14 protein-coding genes and 2 pseudogenes are annotated in these 17,866 nt (G+C 32.7%); 13 read left to right on the top strand and 3 right to left on the bottom strand.

Going from position 1 to position 17,866, the window contains the following annotated elements:
- Positions 1-14: 14 nt before the first annotated feature.
- Positions 15-536 (bottom strand): excalibur calcium-binding domain-containing protein, encoded by a 522-nt coding sequence (locus tag ACDZ29_RS25725; RefSeq protein ID WP_375089132.1) that lies wholly within the window; start codon positions 534-536, stop codon positions 15-17.
- 361 nt (positions 537-897) lie between these two features.
- Here ACDZ29_RS25725 and ACDZ29_RS25720 point away from each other — a divergent pair, with 361 nt between their 5' ends.
- From ACDZ29_RS25720 to ACDZ29_RS25665, 12 genes and pseudogenes are all read left to right on the top strand, one after another.
- Positions 898-1,416 (top strand): hypothetical protein, encoded by a 519-nt coding sequence (locus ACDZ29_RS25720; protein WP_375089131.1) that lies wholly within the window; start codon positions 898-900, stop codon positions 1,414-1,416.
- Between the two features lie 554 nt (positions 1,417-1,970).
- Complete coding sequence (locus ACDZ29_RS25715; RefSeq protein ID WP_375089130.1) at positions 1,971-5,639, top strand: Helicase associated domain protein; 3,669 nt, start codon at positions 1,971-1,973, stop codon at positions 5,637-5,639.
- 123 nt (positions 5,640-5,762) lie between these two features.
- Entirely contained in the window at positions 5,763-6,017 is a 255-nt protein-coding gene (locus tag ACDZ29_RS25710; RefSeq protein WP_375089129.1) for a hypothetical protein, read from the top strand.
- A gap of 309 nt (positions 6,018-6,326) precedes the next feature.
- Positions 6,327-6,566: a hypothetical protein gene (locus ACDZ29_RS25705; RefSeq protein ID WP_375089127.1), complete on the top strand. Its 240-nt coding sequence runs from the start codon at positions 6,327-6,329 to the stop codon at positions 6,564-6,566.
- Between the two features lie 629 nt (positions 6,567-7,195).
- Entirely contained in the window at positions 7,196-7,768 is a 573-nt protein-coding gene (locus ACDZ29_RS25700) for a hypothetical protein (RefSeq protein ID WP_375089125.1), read from the top strand.
- Positions 7,769-7,770: 2 nt separating this feature from the next.
- Positions 7,771-9,726, top strand: coding sequence for a hypothetical protein (locus tag ACDZ29_RS25695; RefSeq protein WP_375089124.1), 1,956 nt, complete (start codon positions 7,771-7,773; stop codon positions 9,724-9,726).
- A 162-nt stretch (positions 9,727-9,888) separates the two neighbouring features.
- The gene (locus ACDZ29_RS25690; protein ID WP_375089122.1) at positions 9,889-10,203 is read left to right on the top strand and encodes a hypothetical protein; all 315 of its coding nucleotides are present in this window, start codon (positions 9,889-9,891) and stop codon (positions 10,201-10,203) included.
- Between the two features lie 74 nt (positions 10,204-10,277).
- Positions 10,278-11,459, top strand: coding sequence for a zinc-ribbon domain-containing protein (locus ACDZ29_RS25685; RefSeq protein WP_375089121.1), 1,182 nt, complete (start codon positions 10,278-10,280; stop codon positions 11,457-11,459).
- Between the two features lie 430 nt (positions 11,460-11,889).
- Positions 11,890-12,120, top strand: coding sequence for a hypothetical protein (locus tag ACDZ29_RS25680; protein WP_375089120.1), 231 nt, complete (start codon positions 11,890-11,892; stop codon positions 12,118-12,120).
- Positions 12,121-12,513: 393 nt separating this feature from the next.
- Positions 12,514-13,221 carry a hypothetical protein gene (locus ACDZ29_RS25675; RefSeq protein ID WP_375089119.1) on the top strand — a complete coding sequence of 236 codons (708 nt, stop codon included), beginning with the start codon at positions 12,514-12,516 and terminating at the stop codon, positions 13,219-13,221.
- A 456-nt stretch (positions 13,222-13,677) separates the two neighbouring features.
- A complete protein-coding gene (locus tag ACDZ29_RS25670) occupies positions 13,678-13,872 on the top strand; it encodes a hypothetical protein (RefSeq protein ID WP_375089118.1) in 195 nt (64 codons plus the stop codon).
- Between the two features lie 744 nt (positions 13,873-14,616).
- A pseudogene (locus tag ACDZ29_RS25665) lies at positions 14,617-15,732 on the top strand (SPFH domain-containing protein); the annotation flags it as partial.
- Positions 15,733-15,858: 126 nt separating this feature from the next.
- Here the strand turns inward: ACDZ29_RS25665 and ACDZ29_RS25660 are convergent.
- A pseudogene (locus ACDZ29_RS25660) lies at positions 15,859-16,152 on the bottom strand (IS3 family transposase); the annotation flags it as partial.
- Between the two features lie 224 nt (positions 16,153-16,376).
- The gene (locus tag ACDZ29_RS25655) at positions 16,377-16,922 is read right to left on the bottom strand and encodes a TetR/AcrR family transcriptional regulator (protein WP_289325358.1); all 546 of its coding nucleotides are present in this window, start codon (positions 16,920-16,922) and stop codon (positions 16,377-16,379) included.
- Positions 16,923-17,110: 188 nt separating this feature from the next.
- Between ACDZ29_RS25655 and ACDZ29_RS25650 the strand changes: the two genes are divergently transcribed.
- On the top strand, positions 17,111-17,857 hold the full coding sequence (locus ACDZ29_RS25650) for an SDR family oxidoreductase (RefSeq protein WP_370015347.1): 747 nt from the start codon (positions 17,111-17,113) through the stop codon (positions 17,855-17,857).
- Positions 17,858-17,866: the final 9 nt, after the last annotated feature.

Genomic DNA, 17,866 nt, shown 5'->3' with positions numbered 1-17,866 from the left:
TCCTCTTGCATTAATTAGTTAGTTTGTTTCTTACGGAACACTAGAAGAGAACCAGCAGCAAGTAGGACTGCACTTAATCCCATCATTGTCACAGCGTTAGATGCTGTTTCTGGTAATTTTTCGCCTTCTTTAGAGTCAGAAGTTGTAGATGTTTGCTCTTCAGATTTGCTTGAATCGTCATCTTTGTTTGTGTCATCGTTTGTAACAGTTGTTGAGTTGTCATCTGAATCTTCATTTGTATCTGAAGATTCTTCTTTTGTGCCTGAAGTATCTTCTTCTTTAGAATCGTCTGTTGATGCTACGAAACTATCATACTCACTTTTAGAAACTTCACATGGCAAACCATCGCTATCTCTATCAAGGTCATGAGGGTCATTAGAAGCACTGTACCCGTTATCTTTCCAGAATTTCATTACCTCTTGAGTAGATGAAAAGTCTCCGCAATTCTTGTCCCCAGCTCCAGCAGCACTTACATTAGTTTGAGCGGCTGTGAATAAGAGTGCAAAACCAAATAAACATACAAACAATTTCTTCATCAGTATTTTCCTCCTCTAGTATGTTATGGTGCTCCTTACAATATTAGACTGTAATCTACAAAAAATCAATATGGAAAAGAGGTGATTTTGACAATATTCTGGCAAATGAAACAAAAGTTCGTATGTAATATCGAAATTTCTGAATTCTAGTAAATTACTAGTTATATGGAACTATGTATTCTCTCTTTTTTCCTTCACAACGAAGATTCTTTTTCACCAATATAAGTTGAAATCCTCACTTGAGGATGGGGGAAAATAAAGTGGATTTTAGTGAATTAATGTTTAAAAAAATAAAAACTCCTTATAATTGAGAAAAGTAAAGATGAGTAAGGAATTATAGATGGAAGGTGAGGAACGAAGTGTGAAAAAGCAGAAATCCTTAATGGGATTGGGAATTTGTTTAATAGCGACCCTATTTATAAGTGGTTGCGTTGGTAATAAGGATGAGGCGATAAATAAACCCCTAATAGTAAATAAAAATGGGCTCGTGTTAAAAGCAGAATTGAATCAGGAGCAATACGCTTATCATGAAAAAATTATGATAAAAGCTGAAATCAAAAATACGAACAACAAACCCTACATTTTTAAAACAAACGATAGTTGTGATACGAGATTTAATGTCGAGTTAAATGAGTTACTTGAAAGAGATTATGAGATTGAATCGCTCTTGGTAGATGGAAAAGGTTTGATGGCAATGGGGCAAGATGAGTTGCCATCAAAGAGCACGAAACAATTAATCATAACAGTTACACCCAAATCTACGATAAATGAGTTGATGTTGAAGGGAGAAGAACGATATTCTCTAGCTGTAACATTTAAAGGTGCGGAATTAAAAGTAATGTTACCAGTTGAATGTTATAGAGGATTAGCCCTTCGATGAAAAAAGATAGAAAGGATACCGATATGTTTGGTTTATCCACCTCTAGGTTTATGAATTCGAATACGAAAAAATGGAATATTAACCTTATTTTCATAAAAAAATTGAAAATCGTGTACTATTTATCAAACCTATGAGAGGCGGTAAATAATGATATTGTTGTCTTTGAGTGCTAGGAATCATGTAAACAGTTCTGTTTGTCTATTTAATTTGGTCATCGGAAAATTTCGTATACATCAATATCAAATTGTCCCGAGGTCGGTAATAGGGTCAGATAGTTTAGTAAGAATACACAAATAGTGATAAATCAAGGGGGGGAATTTCACATAGTTTGATATTACCTAGAATTGCAAGGAGGACTAAAATCATTCAGTGACACAGTGAATTTTTTTCAATCGAAGAATCATTCGTCACACCAATAACATAGAGCTTTCTTATACTCAAGTATGATTTATAGGAGTAGTTTGCTAAGATGAAATATGGCATAAATAATCATTATCTAATGAAAAACATTGAAGAAAGGGAAGAAGAAATTGTTGCAAATTCAAAAGAACATTATGGATGTATTAATAGAACTAACTAAGAAGAATGAAGTTCATCAAATAAAAGACATGTTAGAAAATCTAGATGTGAAAATTAAAGGGAATGTTTTTGAATTATATATCGAGGAATTATTTAAAGGGAATGGTTGGTTAACTGCCCGTGTAGGCGGTAAAAGCGATTTTGGAGCAGATATCCTATTGTATCATCCGAAGAACCCAACAGAAGTATCGTTGGTTGTCCAAACAAAAAATCATAGAAAGCCATTAAGTTTCGATGATTCGAGAATTGAGTTGATTAAGTTTGAAGAAAAAGCCCAAATAGCGTATCAATGCAATAATTATAATTTGATTTCCATTAATGGGTTCGTTAAAGATGCGTTAGAACTTGAAGAATTCAACATGAAAATGGAGGATTGGGATTATGTAGTAAAGTTAATTGAAAATTATTCCGTCGGTTCAAACCGTTCACCAGAAATTGAATTATACGCCCATAACAAAATAACCTATAACAAAATAATCGAAACATGGAATCTATCAAAAAAGGTAGCAGCTGTACAATCGACAGGGACAGGGAAAAGTTTTTTAATCACAAAAACGCTTTCACATTTCTTTGGTGTTAATAAACTTGTTTTAGCTCCTTCACAATATATTCTTCAATCAATTCAGAGAAATGCTTTATGGTTAAATAAACAAACAATCTATATGACATACGCAAAGTTAATGAATATAAATGAAGAAGAACTGAAGAAAATGCAACTTGGATATTTGGTAATGGACGAATTTCATCGAGTAGGTGCGGAAAAATGGGGAAAAGGTGTAGAGAGACTATTACAGGTTTATCCTGAAATCACAACATTAGGAACATCAGCTACCCCAATTAGATATCTAGATAAAAATAGAGATATGACAGATGAACTCTTCGAGGGCAAGGTAGCTAGCAATATATCTCTCCCCGAAGCCATTGTAAGAGGGTATTTGCCAAAACCATATTATGTTTCCTCGCTGTATACATTGCACGAAGAAATTGAAAAAAGAAAAGTGCAGATAAACTCTTCTTCCTTTATTAAAAATGATGAAAAAGAAGAGTTATTACTTCAATTAAAAACAATAGAAGTAAACTGGGAAAGTAGCGTAGGTGTGCCTCAAATACTAAAAAAACATCTAACTAAAACCAATAAATTTATTGTCTTTTGCCGAAACAAAGAACATCTTTCGGAAATGGAATGGTTGGTAGAAAAATGGTTCAAGGATTCAGGTGTATCACAAAGAATCAAGAAAAATCGTGTGATTAGTGATGATACATATAAAGATGCTGAGTTAAGTGAATTTATTAAATCGAACAGACCAAATACTACGCACTTGTTATTTGCTATTGATATGTTAAACGAAGGATTGCATATCAAAGATATTACAGGTGTCATATTGCTTCGACCTACTATTTCGCCTACTGTATTTTATCAACAAATAGGACGTGCCATTGCATCGGGTGATACGAAAGAACCTATTATTTTCGACCTTGTAAATAACTTCAATAGTATTTTAAGTGATGATTTCAGTAAGGATTTAAATAAGGCGCAAAACACAGAAAACAATAAACGAGAGAAACTGAACTTACCAAAAAAACACATGCACTTTTCCATTTTTTCTGAATCAAAAGAAGCGGTACAACTATTTAGCGATATAGATAACCGGATTACTAATGCTTGGGATTATCATTTTCAAGAATTATTGGCATACAAATTGAAACATGGAAATTGTCTTGTTCCTGGCGGGAGCAAAACATATCCTCAGTTAAGCAAATGGGTTAGTCATCAACGACGAAACTATTTAGAAAAAAGATTAAGCGAAATACAAATTAGTAAATTAGAAGAATTGGGTTTTGCTTGGAAGCCAGATGAAGCGTCTTGGAACGAAAAATATGACATGCTTGTTAAATTTAAAGAAAAACACGGACACTGTATGGTTCCTCATACTTTCAAAGAGGTTTCTGGACTATACAGTTGGGTAGTGAATCAACGGACTCATTACTCACAAGGAACGTTGTCTCCAGAAAGAATGGAACGATTAAAGGTGATTGATTTCGCATGGAACAAATACGACTATGAATGGGATATGTTTTATAAAGAGTTGGTTGAATATAAAAATGAATTTGGAGATTGCTTAGTTCCCTCAAACTATCCGAAAAATGAGCGATTGGCTCAATGGATGACTCGACAACGAACCCTTCAAAAAAAAGGCGACTTATCAGCGGATAAGATAGCGGCTTTAGATAAATTAGGCTTCCCTTGGGATGCGCTAGAAGAAAAATGGAACTCGAAATACCAAAAATTATATGCGTATCAATTAGAATATGGAAATTGCATAGTGCCCCCCACTTACGACAAAGAATTGAATGATTGGGTGAAAAAACAAAGGAAGGCGTTTCATTCAGGAATGTTAGATGAGGATAAGAAAGAAAAATTAGACCAATTAAATTTCTCATGGTCCCCTTTAGAAGAAACCTGGAATGCTAATTATATATCATTAAGTGAGTATAAAAAGGTACATGGAGATTGCAATGTTCCAGCCAGATACAAAGAAAACCCTCAATTATCTACATGGGTTTCAGACCAAAGAAAATCTTATAAAAGAGAAACTTTGCCACAAGAAAAAATAGAAAAATTAGAAGCACTTGGGTTTGTTTGGGGAGTTAGTAACAATGGCTGGAATGAAAAGTTCAAACAACTTAAAGAATTTCATGAAATAAATGGACATACGATGATTCCTGGAAATAACCCTAAATATAAAAGTCTTTCTGCATGGGCAAAAAATCAAAGAAAAAAGCATTCAGAAAATAAATTATCTGAACACCAATTGGAACAATTAAATCAACTTGATTTTGTATGGAGCGTTTTTGAAGAACGCTGGAATGATAATTGTGAATCCTTAAAGAAATACCAACAAATAATGATAGAGACACCTATTGTAATGGGATACGAAGAAAATAAAGAACTTAGTCGTTGGGTTTCTATTCAAAGAGGTTTTTATCATAAAGATGAACTCGAAAATGATAGAAAAGAAAAACTTGAAAACATCGGCTTTTTTTGGAGTAAAGAAGATGAAGATTGGACCTACCAATATTGCTTCCTCAAATTATACAAAGAAGAAAAGGGTGATTGCTTAGTCCCTATAGGATTTGAAAACAAAGACTTAGCGTACTGGGTTTCGGTACAAAGAAAACACTTTAAAAGTGGCAAACTTGAACCTGATAAAATAAGTAAACTAAATGAACTAGGATTTAGTTGGCATCCTAAAATGGATAGTTGGGATGAAAAATATCAAATGCTGATGGAATACAAAAATCAAAATGGTGATTGCCTAGTTAATAAACATCATCCGGAACTTGGTGCGTGGGCGATAAAACAACGAACGTTATATAAAAATGGTCGAATGAAGGATGAGAAGGTAAACAAATTAAACGAACTAGGATTTGTTTGGGATGTAGTAGAGCATGTATGGAATGAAAGGTATCAGGAATTAGTTGAGTACAAAAAAGAACATGGGGATTGTAAAGTTATCAAGAGATATCCCGTGTTAGGTCCCTGGGTTCAATCTCAAAGAAAAGCTTACAATGAAGGAAGAATGGACAAAGAAAAAATAAAGAAGTTAGAAAATATTGGTTTTACTTGGAATGAGAAACGTTAATTAACATACTGATACGATACGAGCATTCCATATAAACCTCTTTATGCTGCGGATAAGCATAACAGACCTTATGTTCGTTTAGATTTCTATCATGATGTAAGAGAAGACTACATTGGGTCATTAGTGTTTGACTTTAAATACAGACCCGCCCGTGCCATATGGGACAGTGCAAAAATCAATACTTCGGATAAAACAGATACCATGAAACATTTATTAGCGTATCGAAATGATTTTGTATCACCGTTCATATACAATAAGATATTGCCGCGTTATTGGAAAAGAGTCCGTCCAGTACAGAAGTGTGGGCTATTTATCCAAGGCATGGTGGAAATCCTTCTCCCTCAAGGCATTCATATGAGCATTTCCAAACAAGGCTGATGCAATTAACTCCATTAGAGGATAACAAGGTTTTTAACCAACAGTTGTTGGACTCTATTTCAGAAATTATTGCGATATATTCAGAGTTTCTACCGGAATGATATACATTACTAACAACACCTTTCCTCGTGAAGAGTGTTGTTTTTTATATAGGTCTGATATTGATTTCAATATTATCTGATTCGCTAACGGATACGCCCACCAAAAAGTTGGTTTTTTTGTTTTGCAAATTATAGAGATAAACGTATAAGTTCCAGTGTATTATTGCTATTATTAGTGTAAAGTGGAAAATAAGGGAGTGAGAAAAATTTGATTAAAGATAGCAAGGTCATAGAATTTCGTCATGATGGAAAAGATTTATTTGCAAGAAAAGATATGTATTTTATTAACGGTCGGAATAATTTAAATAAACTTTTATTCAAATATAAAGAAGTCTCTGTCAGTGTGATACTAGATGACGATGATATAGAAGAACATATTGCGGAGAATGAATGTATTCTGATAGATTCTTTGGGTCCCGAAGAATATATTAAAACACGTAGTAAATAGTATGTTAGAATTTCTTATATTAAGCGGTCTTATGTTGAATAAAAAAGCTAAATATAAAATGAATTTTCTCTATTCCCCTTAGAGTAGTTCAAGAAAAACTTGATGAGATTACTATTAATGAAAGAAAAATATTGGAAAGCAGTTTATAGTGTTGAAGGAATAATGTCTTTTTAAATTTTTAGACCCGTATATCTGATAAAAAGGATACTAAGGAACGAGGAGCTATTTTATTGCTCCTTTTTGCTTTTAGAGTGAATGTTAAATAGAAATCTTGATTCTTGATAAGGGAAGCTATTTTATTTCTTTATATAAATGGATTAGGAGAATATAGAATGGATAGATTAAACTCTCTCTCAAAATATTAAGTTCACTTTAATGATATCCAGGTGGAATATATTGAAGGAACATATAAAAAGAATAAGTAAGAAATAACATTTGGGTGGATAACAACAATAATATGAAAACTTTCAATAACTTATGGAAGTTTGACGCAAACAGCGGAAGAGTTAGTTATCAATTCGTTTGTAACATAAATCCTTTGTGCCTATTGCAAGGCAAAATTTCAATAACAATAAACTCTTGATAAACTACTGAAAATTTCTAATACTATATGGGTATCAGGTGATATTATGAAACAAAAAATAACATTATGGTTTAATAAATTTGAAAAGTATATTCCCATTTGTGATTTTATAGCTATAAATTTGGTAATCGTTTACATAGGAGTATTATCTGGGGCATACTTTAACAATGGTTATGATTCAGCTATTATTCGGCTTTTAGCCATAAAGCAAAAAGAAATTGATGGCGTAATTAATACCATCTGGCAAGTACAGTCCGGTGTAACTACATTAACAATAGCAACCCTAGCGTTAGTGGTAAGTATGAATAAAGAGAAGAAATATGGCTTTAAAGTTCTAACATTCTTATTTGTTATTAAGCCATTCCTAAAATTCCATGAGAAAATAATTTTGAGTATTGTATTATTATTTATTTCGTATTTTTTCGTAGCGTTCCAAGCACTTGCATCTGTTGTCTTCATTTTTCTTGTTAGTGTAATACTAGTGATACTAATGGTTTTGGAATGTGTAAAAATTATTCTCTTTGAAGAAAAAGTGGATGAGGAATTAAAGACACACCTTCTTGAACGAGTCCGAACGACAATTAAGCAGGAAAATATGCAAATTGAGAAGGAGCAATAGAAATGGAAAAAGAGTTAGAAAATCTCTTTTTACATACAGTAGAGGGAATTCAAAATAAAGAGTTGAAAACAATTGAAGAGAATCTAAACATTTTTAATCAAATGTTTGAAATTATATTAGCAGAGAGTTTAAACCCGCATAAATCTAACACTCTTAAAGAATGGGAAAAATACATAAATAACATTGGTGAAAATTTAATAAGTAGCGGTTTATTAGAAGAAGCAAAAAACTTAGTCATAGACTTGTACAAAGTTTGTAATAAGAAAAATACATATAACCTTAATCTTGAACCAATTATTTCTATGCTATTAAGGATTATTAGAGAACTTGATAATGCGAATAAGATACGCGTTATTCAATTTGTGGATATATTACGGGGAATAATTTTAAATAGTGGAAGCTATGAAGGGAATTATCATGACAACGATGCTCCCCGATTCATCCAAATGTATTATATTTACATCTTGAAAAATAAAAAACTAACTGAAGATGAGAAAAGCGAATTAATAGTGCAGATTATAAATAAAATCTTATCAATGTCGATAAGCATTATTACGAAAGATGAGTATAAACTAAAAACTTTAGAGCATGTATATTTATATTTGGCTAAGTCTATGGTTGACCAATACGATATACATAGGGTGAACAGATTCATTTTTAGTGAAAACAGATACCCGACTAGTGCTGTAAACAGACGGAAAATTCAAGTGATTATTTGTATATATTTATATTATCTTACCTATAAAGAAAATCTCCCTCAACCAGAAAAAGAGAGGTATTTGCAACTAGTAACTGAATTAAATTTAAACTTACAAGCTTTAATGAATTACGAAGGATTAAAAATTTGGAATTATTTTGATGAAATAAGTAATGAACTTAGTAGATGGGAAAGGTTCTTGGATGGTGAAAATTCAAAATGGTTAATGATGGATGGTGTAGTTAGGGAATTTATCCTGTTTGTAACCGCTGCAAATATTCAGTATGTTTCTATAAACAACATAGAGATAGGTGAAGACCTTTTGTTCCAATTCATAAGTATGCTTATGAAGGATAATGAGATACATGAAGAAGTTATTAACAATTATCGCAAGTTCAAAAAGGCTTTTGGTTATAACACTAATGATAATATGGTTTATTCAGAATTAAGTCTAATATTAGAACAGCTGCTAGCAAAATATAAACAAATTCAGATTGAGAGAATTAAAAGTGATGCTAAAAAAATATTGTTATTAAATGAAAATCAAATTATTTTGCATGAGGCAATTAATACTAGTTTAAAAACAAATAAGTTATTTAACATTATGCATCATGAAAAACAAATACAACCGATATCACCAAAAACTGTTTTAAACCTAATATATCCCATTAGGTATTTCTTAGATAAGAATGTTCTTAGAATGTATCAAGAGGAATTTGACGTAACACTGAGGAATCTAATAATTAATGAGATGGATAAAAATTTCAAAATTAGGACTCTTAGGTTTAGAGAAACTAACAAGATAAAATCCATTCTTGGTATTATTAACGAAGTGGAAAAAGAGGGGTATAAGATTGATGCTATCGTAAATGGGTTAAACAATAAATCTGGGTTTCTATATATTGAAAAAGATGAAGATATAGAAATCTTTAATAATTACTTAGAAACTATTGCTGATATAGTTAAGACCAGGCAATTAATGTTAATTGGCTTTGATAAATCCCTTAATCTTATTCAAATTAGCGATTTAGATATTAGCTTTAGAAAACCTACACAGGAAGAAATTCATTCGTTTTTAGAGAGAAGTAAAAATGATAAAGATGAGTATGAAATAAATATTGTAAACGACATTAATTTACCTTTTGAAAAAAATGAGGCTTTCGAGTATGTTTCTCTGGGTTACAGGGTTTTAGAAATTAAATTAGGATTAACTTTGAAATTTACAAAGGGTTCAGGTTTTATAATAAGACCAGGAACTTAACTAGCATTTCTAATGATTATCTATAACCCATTAACGTTGTTTTTGTAATCACTCCTCTTTCTGTGTTTTACCTCGCATATTAAGAGTAAATTATTATTCAAGGAGCATGAGCGTTCCGTTACATAATCTCATTTCAAAAAGAAACAGGAAGCTAAACTGTTCTTGAAGAAATTTTATCGCGTAGAATTTCTCTTTTATAATGATAAAGGACAAGTTGCACTTCTAGATAAGGCAGTATTATCTGTATTACAGGGTGATATATGGACAAGGGTTAGGGAACCAAGAATTTATTTTAAAGAAAACATTGCTATTGTACACGCAGTCAATTTAGATGGATTAAATCTGTTATATACACTAAAAAACACTGGTTTTGTGCTGCATGGATGGCTAACGGGTTGCTTTCAGGTGCTTTACTTCAGTAAGAGAGTTGCTTTGGCAGCTCTTTTTCTTATGGAACTAAAGGGGCATTTAGTTTAAGAGTGTTGTTTGTAAAAGTAAATACTTAACCTAGAATAATTGTTAAAATGTATTTTGAAGGGAGGAAATATTAGATGGTAAAATCATTGGAAAAATGGTGTATAGATAATAATCGAATTGATATTTTGGGAGAGTATGGTGGGGTATTAGGAGAATATGGGAAGTTTACTAAACCTTCAAAGATACCCTATAATAGTTCACAATATGTAATATGGAATTGTCTAAAATGTGGTTCATATAAAGCTTTACAAGTCAAAGAACGTATTTTAATAGATAAAATTGATTGCTTAAAGTGTAGGAAAGAAAAATCATTAAATAAACGCTTTGAAAAATTACAGTCAGAAGTTACAGATATTAGTTATTTAGCAAGGTCAATACAATCGTCTATTCCAGAACAGTATTTATACTATTATCTAAAAAAAGCATTTAATAATATAGAAAGTCAAAAAAAATTTGACTGGTTGAAGGGGATGTCTATTGATATTTATATCCCTGAATATAGAATAGGAATCGAATATGATGGAGAAAGGTTTCACTCAAATAATCTTAATGACGAATTAAAGTTTAAACTCTGCAAAAATAATCAAGTGAGCTTATTAAGAATAGTAGAAAGCTCAAAAGAACAACAAACAAAAACAGAATATCCTGCAGATTGGTACTGTGTATATAGTCCCAATTATAATTATACTAATATTTCTGAAGTGATTTTCGAATTATTAAAATACATAGATAAAAATAAAGAATTCAAACTTCGTGAATATCCTATTAATTTAATGAATGATTTAGTTGATATTGAAAAGCAGATAAAAAAGGAATTCAACAAACGAACACTATTCTATAAATGGTCAGAATTAGTAGAGTATTGGGACTATGAAAAAAATGGGGATATACTACCTAATCATGTATTTAAATCAGATAATAAAAAATATTATTTGAAATGTCCTAAATGTAATGAAGAATATAGCTTTAGACCTTATTACAGAAGAAAGGCTATTCCTCCATGTTCTTGTGAAAAAAATCGATATATAAAACAAGAAAAAGAGATAATTTCTATTTATGAAAATACAGGTTTAATAAAATTTGAAGATACTCTATTAGATAGACAAATAGAGGATGAGATTTTACGAATAGCAGAGGGTTTATATCAAAGTTATCAACATTTCGGAACTATTGAATTATATCATATAAGCTTAAGTGAATTCAGTAAACCGTTTCTAGTTGATTATCTTAATAATTATACTAATAAAAAAATATAAGAATTATTTTATTACATGGAAGAATAATGATTTCCTAACAATGGAGCTCACTACCCTGTTTATGTAAAATGGTGGATATAATGGAGAAGTAGTACCAAATATAAATATACAAAAAAAGGGAGGGTCAATTGAAACGCTTTATTGTATTTTTCATTTTCATCTTAGTTATAACAGTTTTAAGTGCTTGTACAGAAAGACATCTTTAAAACTTTCAAATGCACAAGCAGACATTATTAATGATAAAGAAAGAACAGGTTCAACGGTTTTATAACAAGGTGAGAAAGCGGGGCAAGAAGTTGTTGCTACATCGTTGTATTACTCTTTTTCAATCAAAAATGAAGGAGGCAGAACAATTGGAAAAGCACCTAAAAGTTTTTAGACCGTTAAACTTGAACCAAACGAAAAATTAATGACTGTTTCTAAGGAGGTAATGGGGTTTAATATTTTTAATCCAAAGGCATATGTGGATAATGGTTTGGGTTACAGTCACTCCTTTAGTGGTGTCCTTGAACCTAATACAGAGGGGAAATATATTCTACATTACGATTTAGGTATTAACGAAGAAACAACGGAAGTTCCCATTGTTCCATCTAAAGAACAATTAGATAAACTGAAAAATAATGGTTTAGAGGCAACTTTAATTGTTTTGTCGGGCAACTAAGAAATAGCTCGTGTTGATTTGAGCAAAAAAGATTAAGTATTTGCTATTATATTTGCTAGAAAATAAAAGTAATAAAAAAGCATCGGTGCTAATACGGAGATAACATTGCAGTTATTTCAAATCAATCTCATCTAATGAAAAAATAATCAATACTTTTCCCGAATTTGTAGTTCCGAAGCTATATGAAAGAAGGTCTCATTTATATAACTAAAAACATCAATATTTATAATATATGGAACTTTTAGTCATTAAGACAGATACAGAAATATCGAATCTATAGATACTTAACCAATTAATTAAATTAATCGTCTGTTTCAATGCTTTTTTGTATATATAATGTTTTCCAAACGTGGTAATATTTTTAGATAAAAACCTTGTATTGGAGGAAATATGATGCCACATAGAATTTGGAGTTTACAAAAAGTAAATGACATCATTGATGTATATGGTGTTTCAGAAAATTCTTCTGGCTATATCGCATGGAATTTAAAATTGTCGGATAGATTGGTTAGTATGAACCGTGAAGGTGCCATATATATACCTTCACAAGAAGAAATATTCATTGAGGTTAAAGAAGGTCAATATAACTTGCTTGAACATGAGGAAACTCTTAATACAATTTGTACTGAGATTCGTCGTTATGTAAAGGGAGAATTGTGGGACAATAAATTGCAGGTTATTATGGGCTTTATTGAAGAAATGGTGCGTGATGATAGCAAAGAAGAGTTAAATCGCATTTTTGAAGGTGCTAAATTGATTGTAGATGCAGAGAGGGATTTGGAAAAATGGGCACTTTACAAAGCTGATGCTGGTTATAATAAGATGCAGTATATTACTCTTCCTGAAATTTTATTAAATCCATTTGCTCAAATAGTAATTGGTGAAATTGTAGCTGTGCTCGTCACAACAGTGGTAGAACCATTAGTAGAACCTATTCCAGAAGCAATAAGAAGCGGCATGCAACGACTAAGGAATAGATTAAGAAGTCAAAAACCAACAGAAGATAGAGAAAAAATGATAAAAGAATTTGAAAAAGTTATTTTTATTCAGGATTACAAGAAAAGGAAAGAGGAAAGGAAGAATAGTTATTTGAAAGGTTAAATAATTATGTTGATTTTAGCATTGGTGAGCCTTCACTAGGCTATTTTTCTGTTTTTTAAATATTTATCTTTTTTAACTAAAGACTTAAATTATTTTGTATCAGTTAAATATTTTGTTAAATTATCTCCAATGAGTTTAAAATATAAGCCATTTGAACTGGGTAATATCTTTTACTATTCATGGAAATTCAAATTGTGAAGCAAACGGGTGCTTTACTTCAATAAGGGGAGGTTGGCAGCTCTTTTTTCTTATGGAGCTAACGGGCAGGTTAATAGTTCAACAAGAAATGTCCAAAGAGAACTAATAAGAGGTCTTTTTTTTCAAAAATTAACAGTATTATTTAACACGAGGGAGCCTTTAATTTTATAGTAAATAAGTAAATTTTTTGAGTAAATAACCAGCGACATACATACACAAGTTGCCTACTTTTATTCAAAATCAACAGGAGGAATCAAAATGAAGACTAAAAATTATTCGCTGTATAAAAATGGTACACATCTACATGAATTTGACACTATAAAGGAATGTGCTGCATGGTTAGAAAATATTATAGGGGGGGCTTTATACGAAGGTTTAAGGGCTTTGCGTGACGGGTGGAAACCTATGGAACATTCCCAGTTATACGGTTATGTAGTTAAAACAAACAAGTAATTACATATTGTGGAGAGGTAGTAGGATAATTATGTATCTAATCCTTTTTTACAAACGAGGGCTTTTGCCTCCCCTTCTGAACCGCCCTTACCTGTAAAGTTTACTTTAATTTGAGGCTCGTGGAAGTCCATTTTTTTATTACTTCCTCCAGCGGTTGTTTCATAGTTAGGAAACATGGAACCACAAATGTGATTTCAATTAAGATAACAATAAGGCTATCATTAAGCTAAAGGGTTGCATTAATTGAATAAAAGAAGCACTAAAATAAACGCTCAGAGCGATAATCTGAGCGTTTATGTTTGTTAATTGATTTGCATTAAAGTGTTATTTGATATGTTCTTGTAGTTTTTCTTCATATTATCAAAACTACTTAACTAAAGAGGTCAATATTTTTTTACTCAGTGGTGGGATGAAAGATAAAGTGAACAACACCAAGAATGAATAAATATAAAATAGAACAATAAATTGAATTTATCATACTAATAAGTAGACCAAATCGCCTATTGATTTGGTCTGCCCTAATTCCGTTATATGATATATAAACAGCATATCAAATAACACAAAATTATAGTGTGAAAATAGGCATTGTTAATTTACTAATTCGCTTCATGTCTAAATTATTTTGATTAAGGTATGTAGAATTAAGTAGAAAGAGATTTCTCCCAAACGGATTTGGGAGAAATCTTTACTCCTTAGATTTTATAAGGTTTTTTCATTTCACCCATAGGATATAACAGATACTACGAAGGACATCTTCGTTCCATCCTTGGTTCGATGACAGTCGAGGAAATTTATAAAAATCGTGAAAAGTTTTCCCAGGAAGTACAAAGGGTAGCTTCACAGGATTTAGCTAAGATGGGACTCATAATCGTATCATTCACCATTAAAGATGTCCGAGATAAGAACGGATATCTTGAATCGCTTGGTAAGCCAAGGATTGCACAAGTGAAAAGGGATGCCGATATAGCAACCGCCGATGCAGAGAAAGAAACGCGAATCAAGCGAGCCGAAGCTTCGAAGGAAGCCCAGCGTGCCGAACTAGAAAGGGCAACCGAAATAGCCGAAGCCGAGAAAATCAACAAGCTTAAGGTTGCGGAATTCCGGCGTGAGCAGGATATTGCCAAAGCACGAGCTGACCAAGCTTACGATCTTGAAACGGCCAGATCCAAACAGGATGTAACAGAACAGGAAATGCAAATCAGGATCATTGAACGTCAGAAGCAAATTGAGCTGGAGGAAAAAGAAATCCTTCGTCGCGAAAAGCAATATGATTCAGAAGTGAAGAAAAAGGCTGATGCCGACCGTTATGCGGTAGAGCAAGCAGCCTCAGCTAACAAGATGAAACAGATTACAGAAGCGGATGCCGATAAATATAAAATAGAAGCAATGGCGAAAGCGGAAGCGGAACGTGTTCGCATGGACGGTCTTGCTAAAGCGGACGCACAAAGGGCACAAGGTACCACTGAAGCGGAAATCATCCGGTTAAAAGGGGTAGCAGAGGCAGAAGCGAAGCAGAAGATCGCTGAAGCTTTTGAACAGTTCGGGCAAGCGGCCGTAATGGACATGATTTTGAAAATGCTGCCGGAGTATGCTAAACAAGTGGCAAGCCCGCTTAGTAATATCGACAAAATTACTGTTGTGGACACGGGTGGAAGCGGTGCGAATGGCGGGGCTAATAAAGTGACCGGGTATGCAACGAATTTAATGGCGACATTGCAGGAATCATTAAAGGCATCTTCAGGCATTGATGTCAAAGACTTACTTGAGAATTTCTCAGGAAAGCGGAATTTTCCAATATCCACCATCAATCAGGAGAGTGTTGAAGCGAATATGAATATGGCAGCAAGCAAGGAAGAGTAACAGGGGAAAAATTTAAGGGAGGTAAGAGCACTAACATGCTCTTACCTTTTTTGAATCGTGTATGTTATAAGAAAAGGCTGGATCAGTTTACTGAAGTGAACCCAAAAAGTTAGATACTTTATTTAATTAGGCAACCTTTAGGGCATGAACCCGGTAATCTACTGGGCTCATGCCTTTTAATTTCATTTTGATTCGTCGGTGATTGTAATGGATATAATCTTAAAGTTCTTGTTTGAAATGCTCAATGCTGTTGAACTTCTGTAAATAAAGTAATTCAGATTTTAGTAAGCCAAAGAAGTTTTCTATGACTGCATTGTCTAAACAATTTCCTTTGCGGGACATACTTTGTATAATGTTATGTCTTTTCAAATCATGTGAGTATTGTTTCATCTGGTAATGCCAGCCCTGATTTGAATGAAGAGGGGGGATCTTTCGATTCCAATCGCATAAAGGCTAAGCATCTTGGAAAACTGGGTGCAGTTCAAAATTTAGATAAACATTTTCTTTAACTTAACTATATTTATTCAATTTTTTAACAAATGCATTAATTGCTTTACATAGTCTTCTGGTTGGTTAACTAAAGCCTCTTTTAGTTTAAGTACATTCCTTTATAATTCGTATTGAAATGAACAACGACCCTATAATTATAAGTTCCTTTCTAAAAGTTTTCCTACTTTTTCTGCCATTTCCTGTGGTGGATAAGGCATCCCATTTTTTAGCCACCATTCCACTACACCAACGTAAGCATTGGCAACAAATTCGACAACTATATCTTCGCTTTGACCAAGGTTTTTGCCCTTTGTTATATCCACGTCTTTTTTGAACTCTTCGATATTATGTAGAACAAACCGACTACGAAAATACCGAGCTCCTTCACTGGCCAACATCGTCGAAAAAAATAAATAATTATTTTCAAGATACTCCATGCAGTGTACAGTCGATTCAATCCAATCCAGTTCAGTTTCCGACTCACAAAAGTCACTCATGTTCGTAATATGTTCTTCCATGATCTTATCCAACAGATCAAATTTATCTAAATAATGAAGATAAACAGTTGCACGGTTAACATTTGCCCTGTCAGCAATATCCTGAATGGTAATACTATCGAAATTTTTTTCTGACATCAATTCAAGAAATGCTTTTTTAATTGCTCCTTGAGTTCTAACTATCCTTCTATCCACTTTTGCCATGTTATCAATACCATACCTTCCTTGAGATAATCGACAATTTTTATTGATTTGTTGTCTAAACAACAAATCCGGTTAAATTAACGAGTGTGATGTCTTGTTTTGTTTATAGTTATATTATAAATTATTGACAGATGTCGTAAAAACATCAATTGTAACTTTTATTTTACATGAAAGGATGAAAAAACGAAATGACAATTGAAAACAAAGTGGTTGTAATTACAGGTGCAAGTTCAGGTATTGGGGAAGCCACAGCTAAGCTGTTAGCTGAAAAAGGTGCAAAAGTTGTACTTGGTGCAAGACGTGAAGAGCGTTTAGCAAAATTAGTTGAAGAAATTAGATCGAACGGTGGTCAAGTGGCTTATCGCGTTACAGATGTGGTTAATCCAGATGATAGTCAGCAGCTTGTTCAACTAGCTAAAGACACTTTTGGTGGTGTCGATGTAATCTTCTTGAACGCTGGACTAATGCCTAATTCACCACTTTCCGAATTAAAAACTGACGACTGGAACAGTATGGTTGACGTTAATATTAAAGGTGTATTGAATGGTATCGCCGCAGTATTGCCAACATTTACATCGCAAAAGTCTGGACATATCATTACTACTTCATCAGTAGCTGGGCTTAAAGCTTACCCAGGCGGTGCGGTTTATGGCGCAACAAAGTGGGCTGTTCGTGATTTAATGGAAGTTTTGCGTATGGAATCTGCCCAAGAAGGTACTAATATCCGCACAGCAACTATTTATCCAGCAGCTATCAATACGGAATTGTTGGATACGATTACTGATAAGAATATTTCAGAAGGTATGACTGCGTTGTATGAACAATATGGTATTTCACCTGATCGAATTGCCAATGTTGTTGCATTCGCGATTGATCAGCCAGAGGATACGAACATTAATGAGTTTACAATTGGACCAACAAGTCAACCTTGGTAATACTTTGTT

The organism is Peribacillus sp. RS7 (genome assembly GCF_041956845.1).
Lineage (GTDB): Bacteria > Bacillota > Bacilli > Bacillales > DSM-1321 > Peribacillus.
Note: the sequence above shows the minus strand (reverse complement) of the source record. Positions and strands in the feature narration are given on the sequence as shown.

What these genes read in the sequence shown, in the direction of transcription:
- ACDZ29_RS25725 (WP_375089132.1), bottom strand. Translation starts at nt 536, where the DNA reads ATGAAGAAATTGTTTGTATGTTTATTTGGTTTTGCACTCTTATTCACA.
- ACDZ29_RS25715 (WP_375089130.1), top strand. Translation starts at nt 1,971, where the DNA reads ATGGATGTATTAATAGAACTAACTAAGAAGAATGAAGTTCATCAAATA.
- ACDZ29_RS25700 (WP_375089125.1), top strand. Translation starts at nt 7,196, where the DNA reads ATGAAACAAAAAATAACATTATGGTTTAATAAATTTGAAAAGTATATT.
- ACDZ29_RS25695 (WP_375089124.1), top strand. Translation starts at nt 7,771, where the DNA reads ATGGAAAAAGAGTTAGAAAATCTCTTTTTACATACAGTAGAGGGAATT.
- ACDZ29_RS25685 (WP_375089121.1), top strand. Translation starts at nt 10,278, where the DNA reads ATGGTAAAATCATTGGAAAAATGGTGTATAGATAATAATCGAATTGAT.
- ACDZ29_RS25680 (WP_375089120.1), top strand. Translation starts at nt 11,890, where the DNA reads ATGGGGTTTAATATTTTTAATCCAAAGGCATATGTGGATAATGGTTTG.
- ACDZ29_RS25675 (WP_375089119.1), top strand. Translation starts at nt 12,514, where the DNA reads ATGCCACATAGAATTTGGAGTTTACAAAAAGTAAATGACATCATTGAT.
- ACDZ29_RS25670 (WP_375089118.1), top strand. Translation starts at nt 13,678, where the DNA reads ATGAAGACTAAAAATTATTCGCTGTATAAAAATGGTACACATCTACAT.
- ACDZ29_RS25655 (WP_289325358.1), bottom strand. Translation starts at nt 16,922, where the DNA reads ATGGCAAAAGTGGATAGAAGGATAGTTAGAACTCAAGGAGCAATTAAA.
- ACDZ29_RS25650 (WP_370015347.1), top strand. Translation starts at nt 17,111, where the DNA reads ATGACAATTGAAAACAAAGTGGTTGTAATTACAGGTGCAAGTTCAGGT.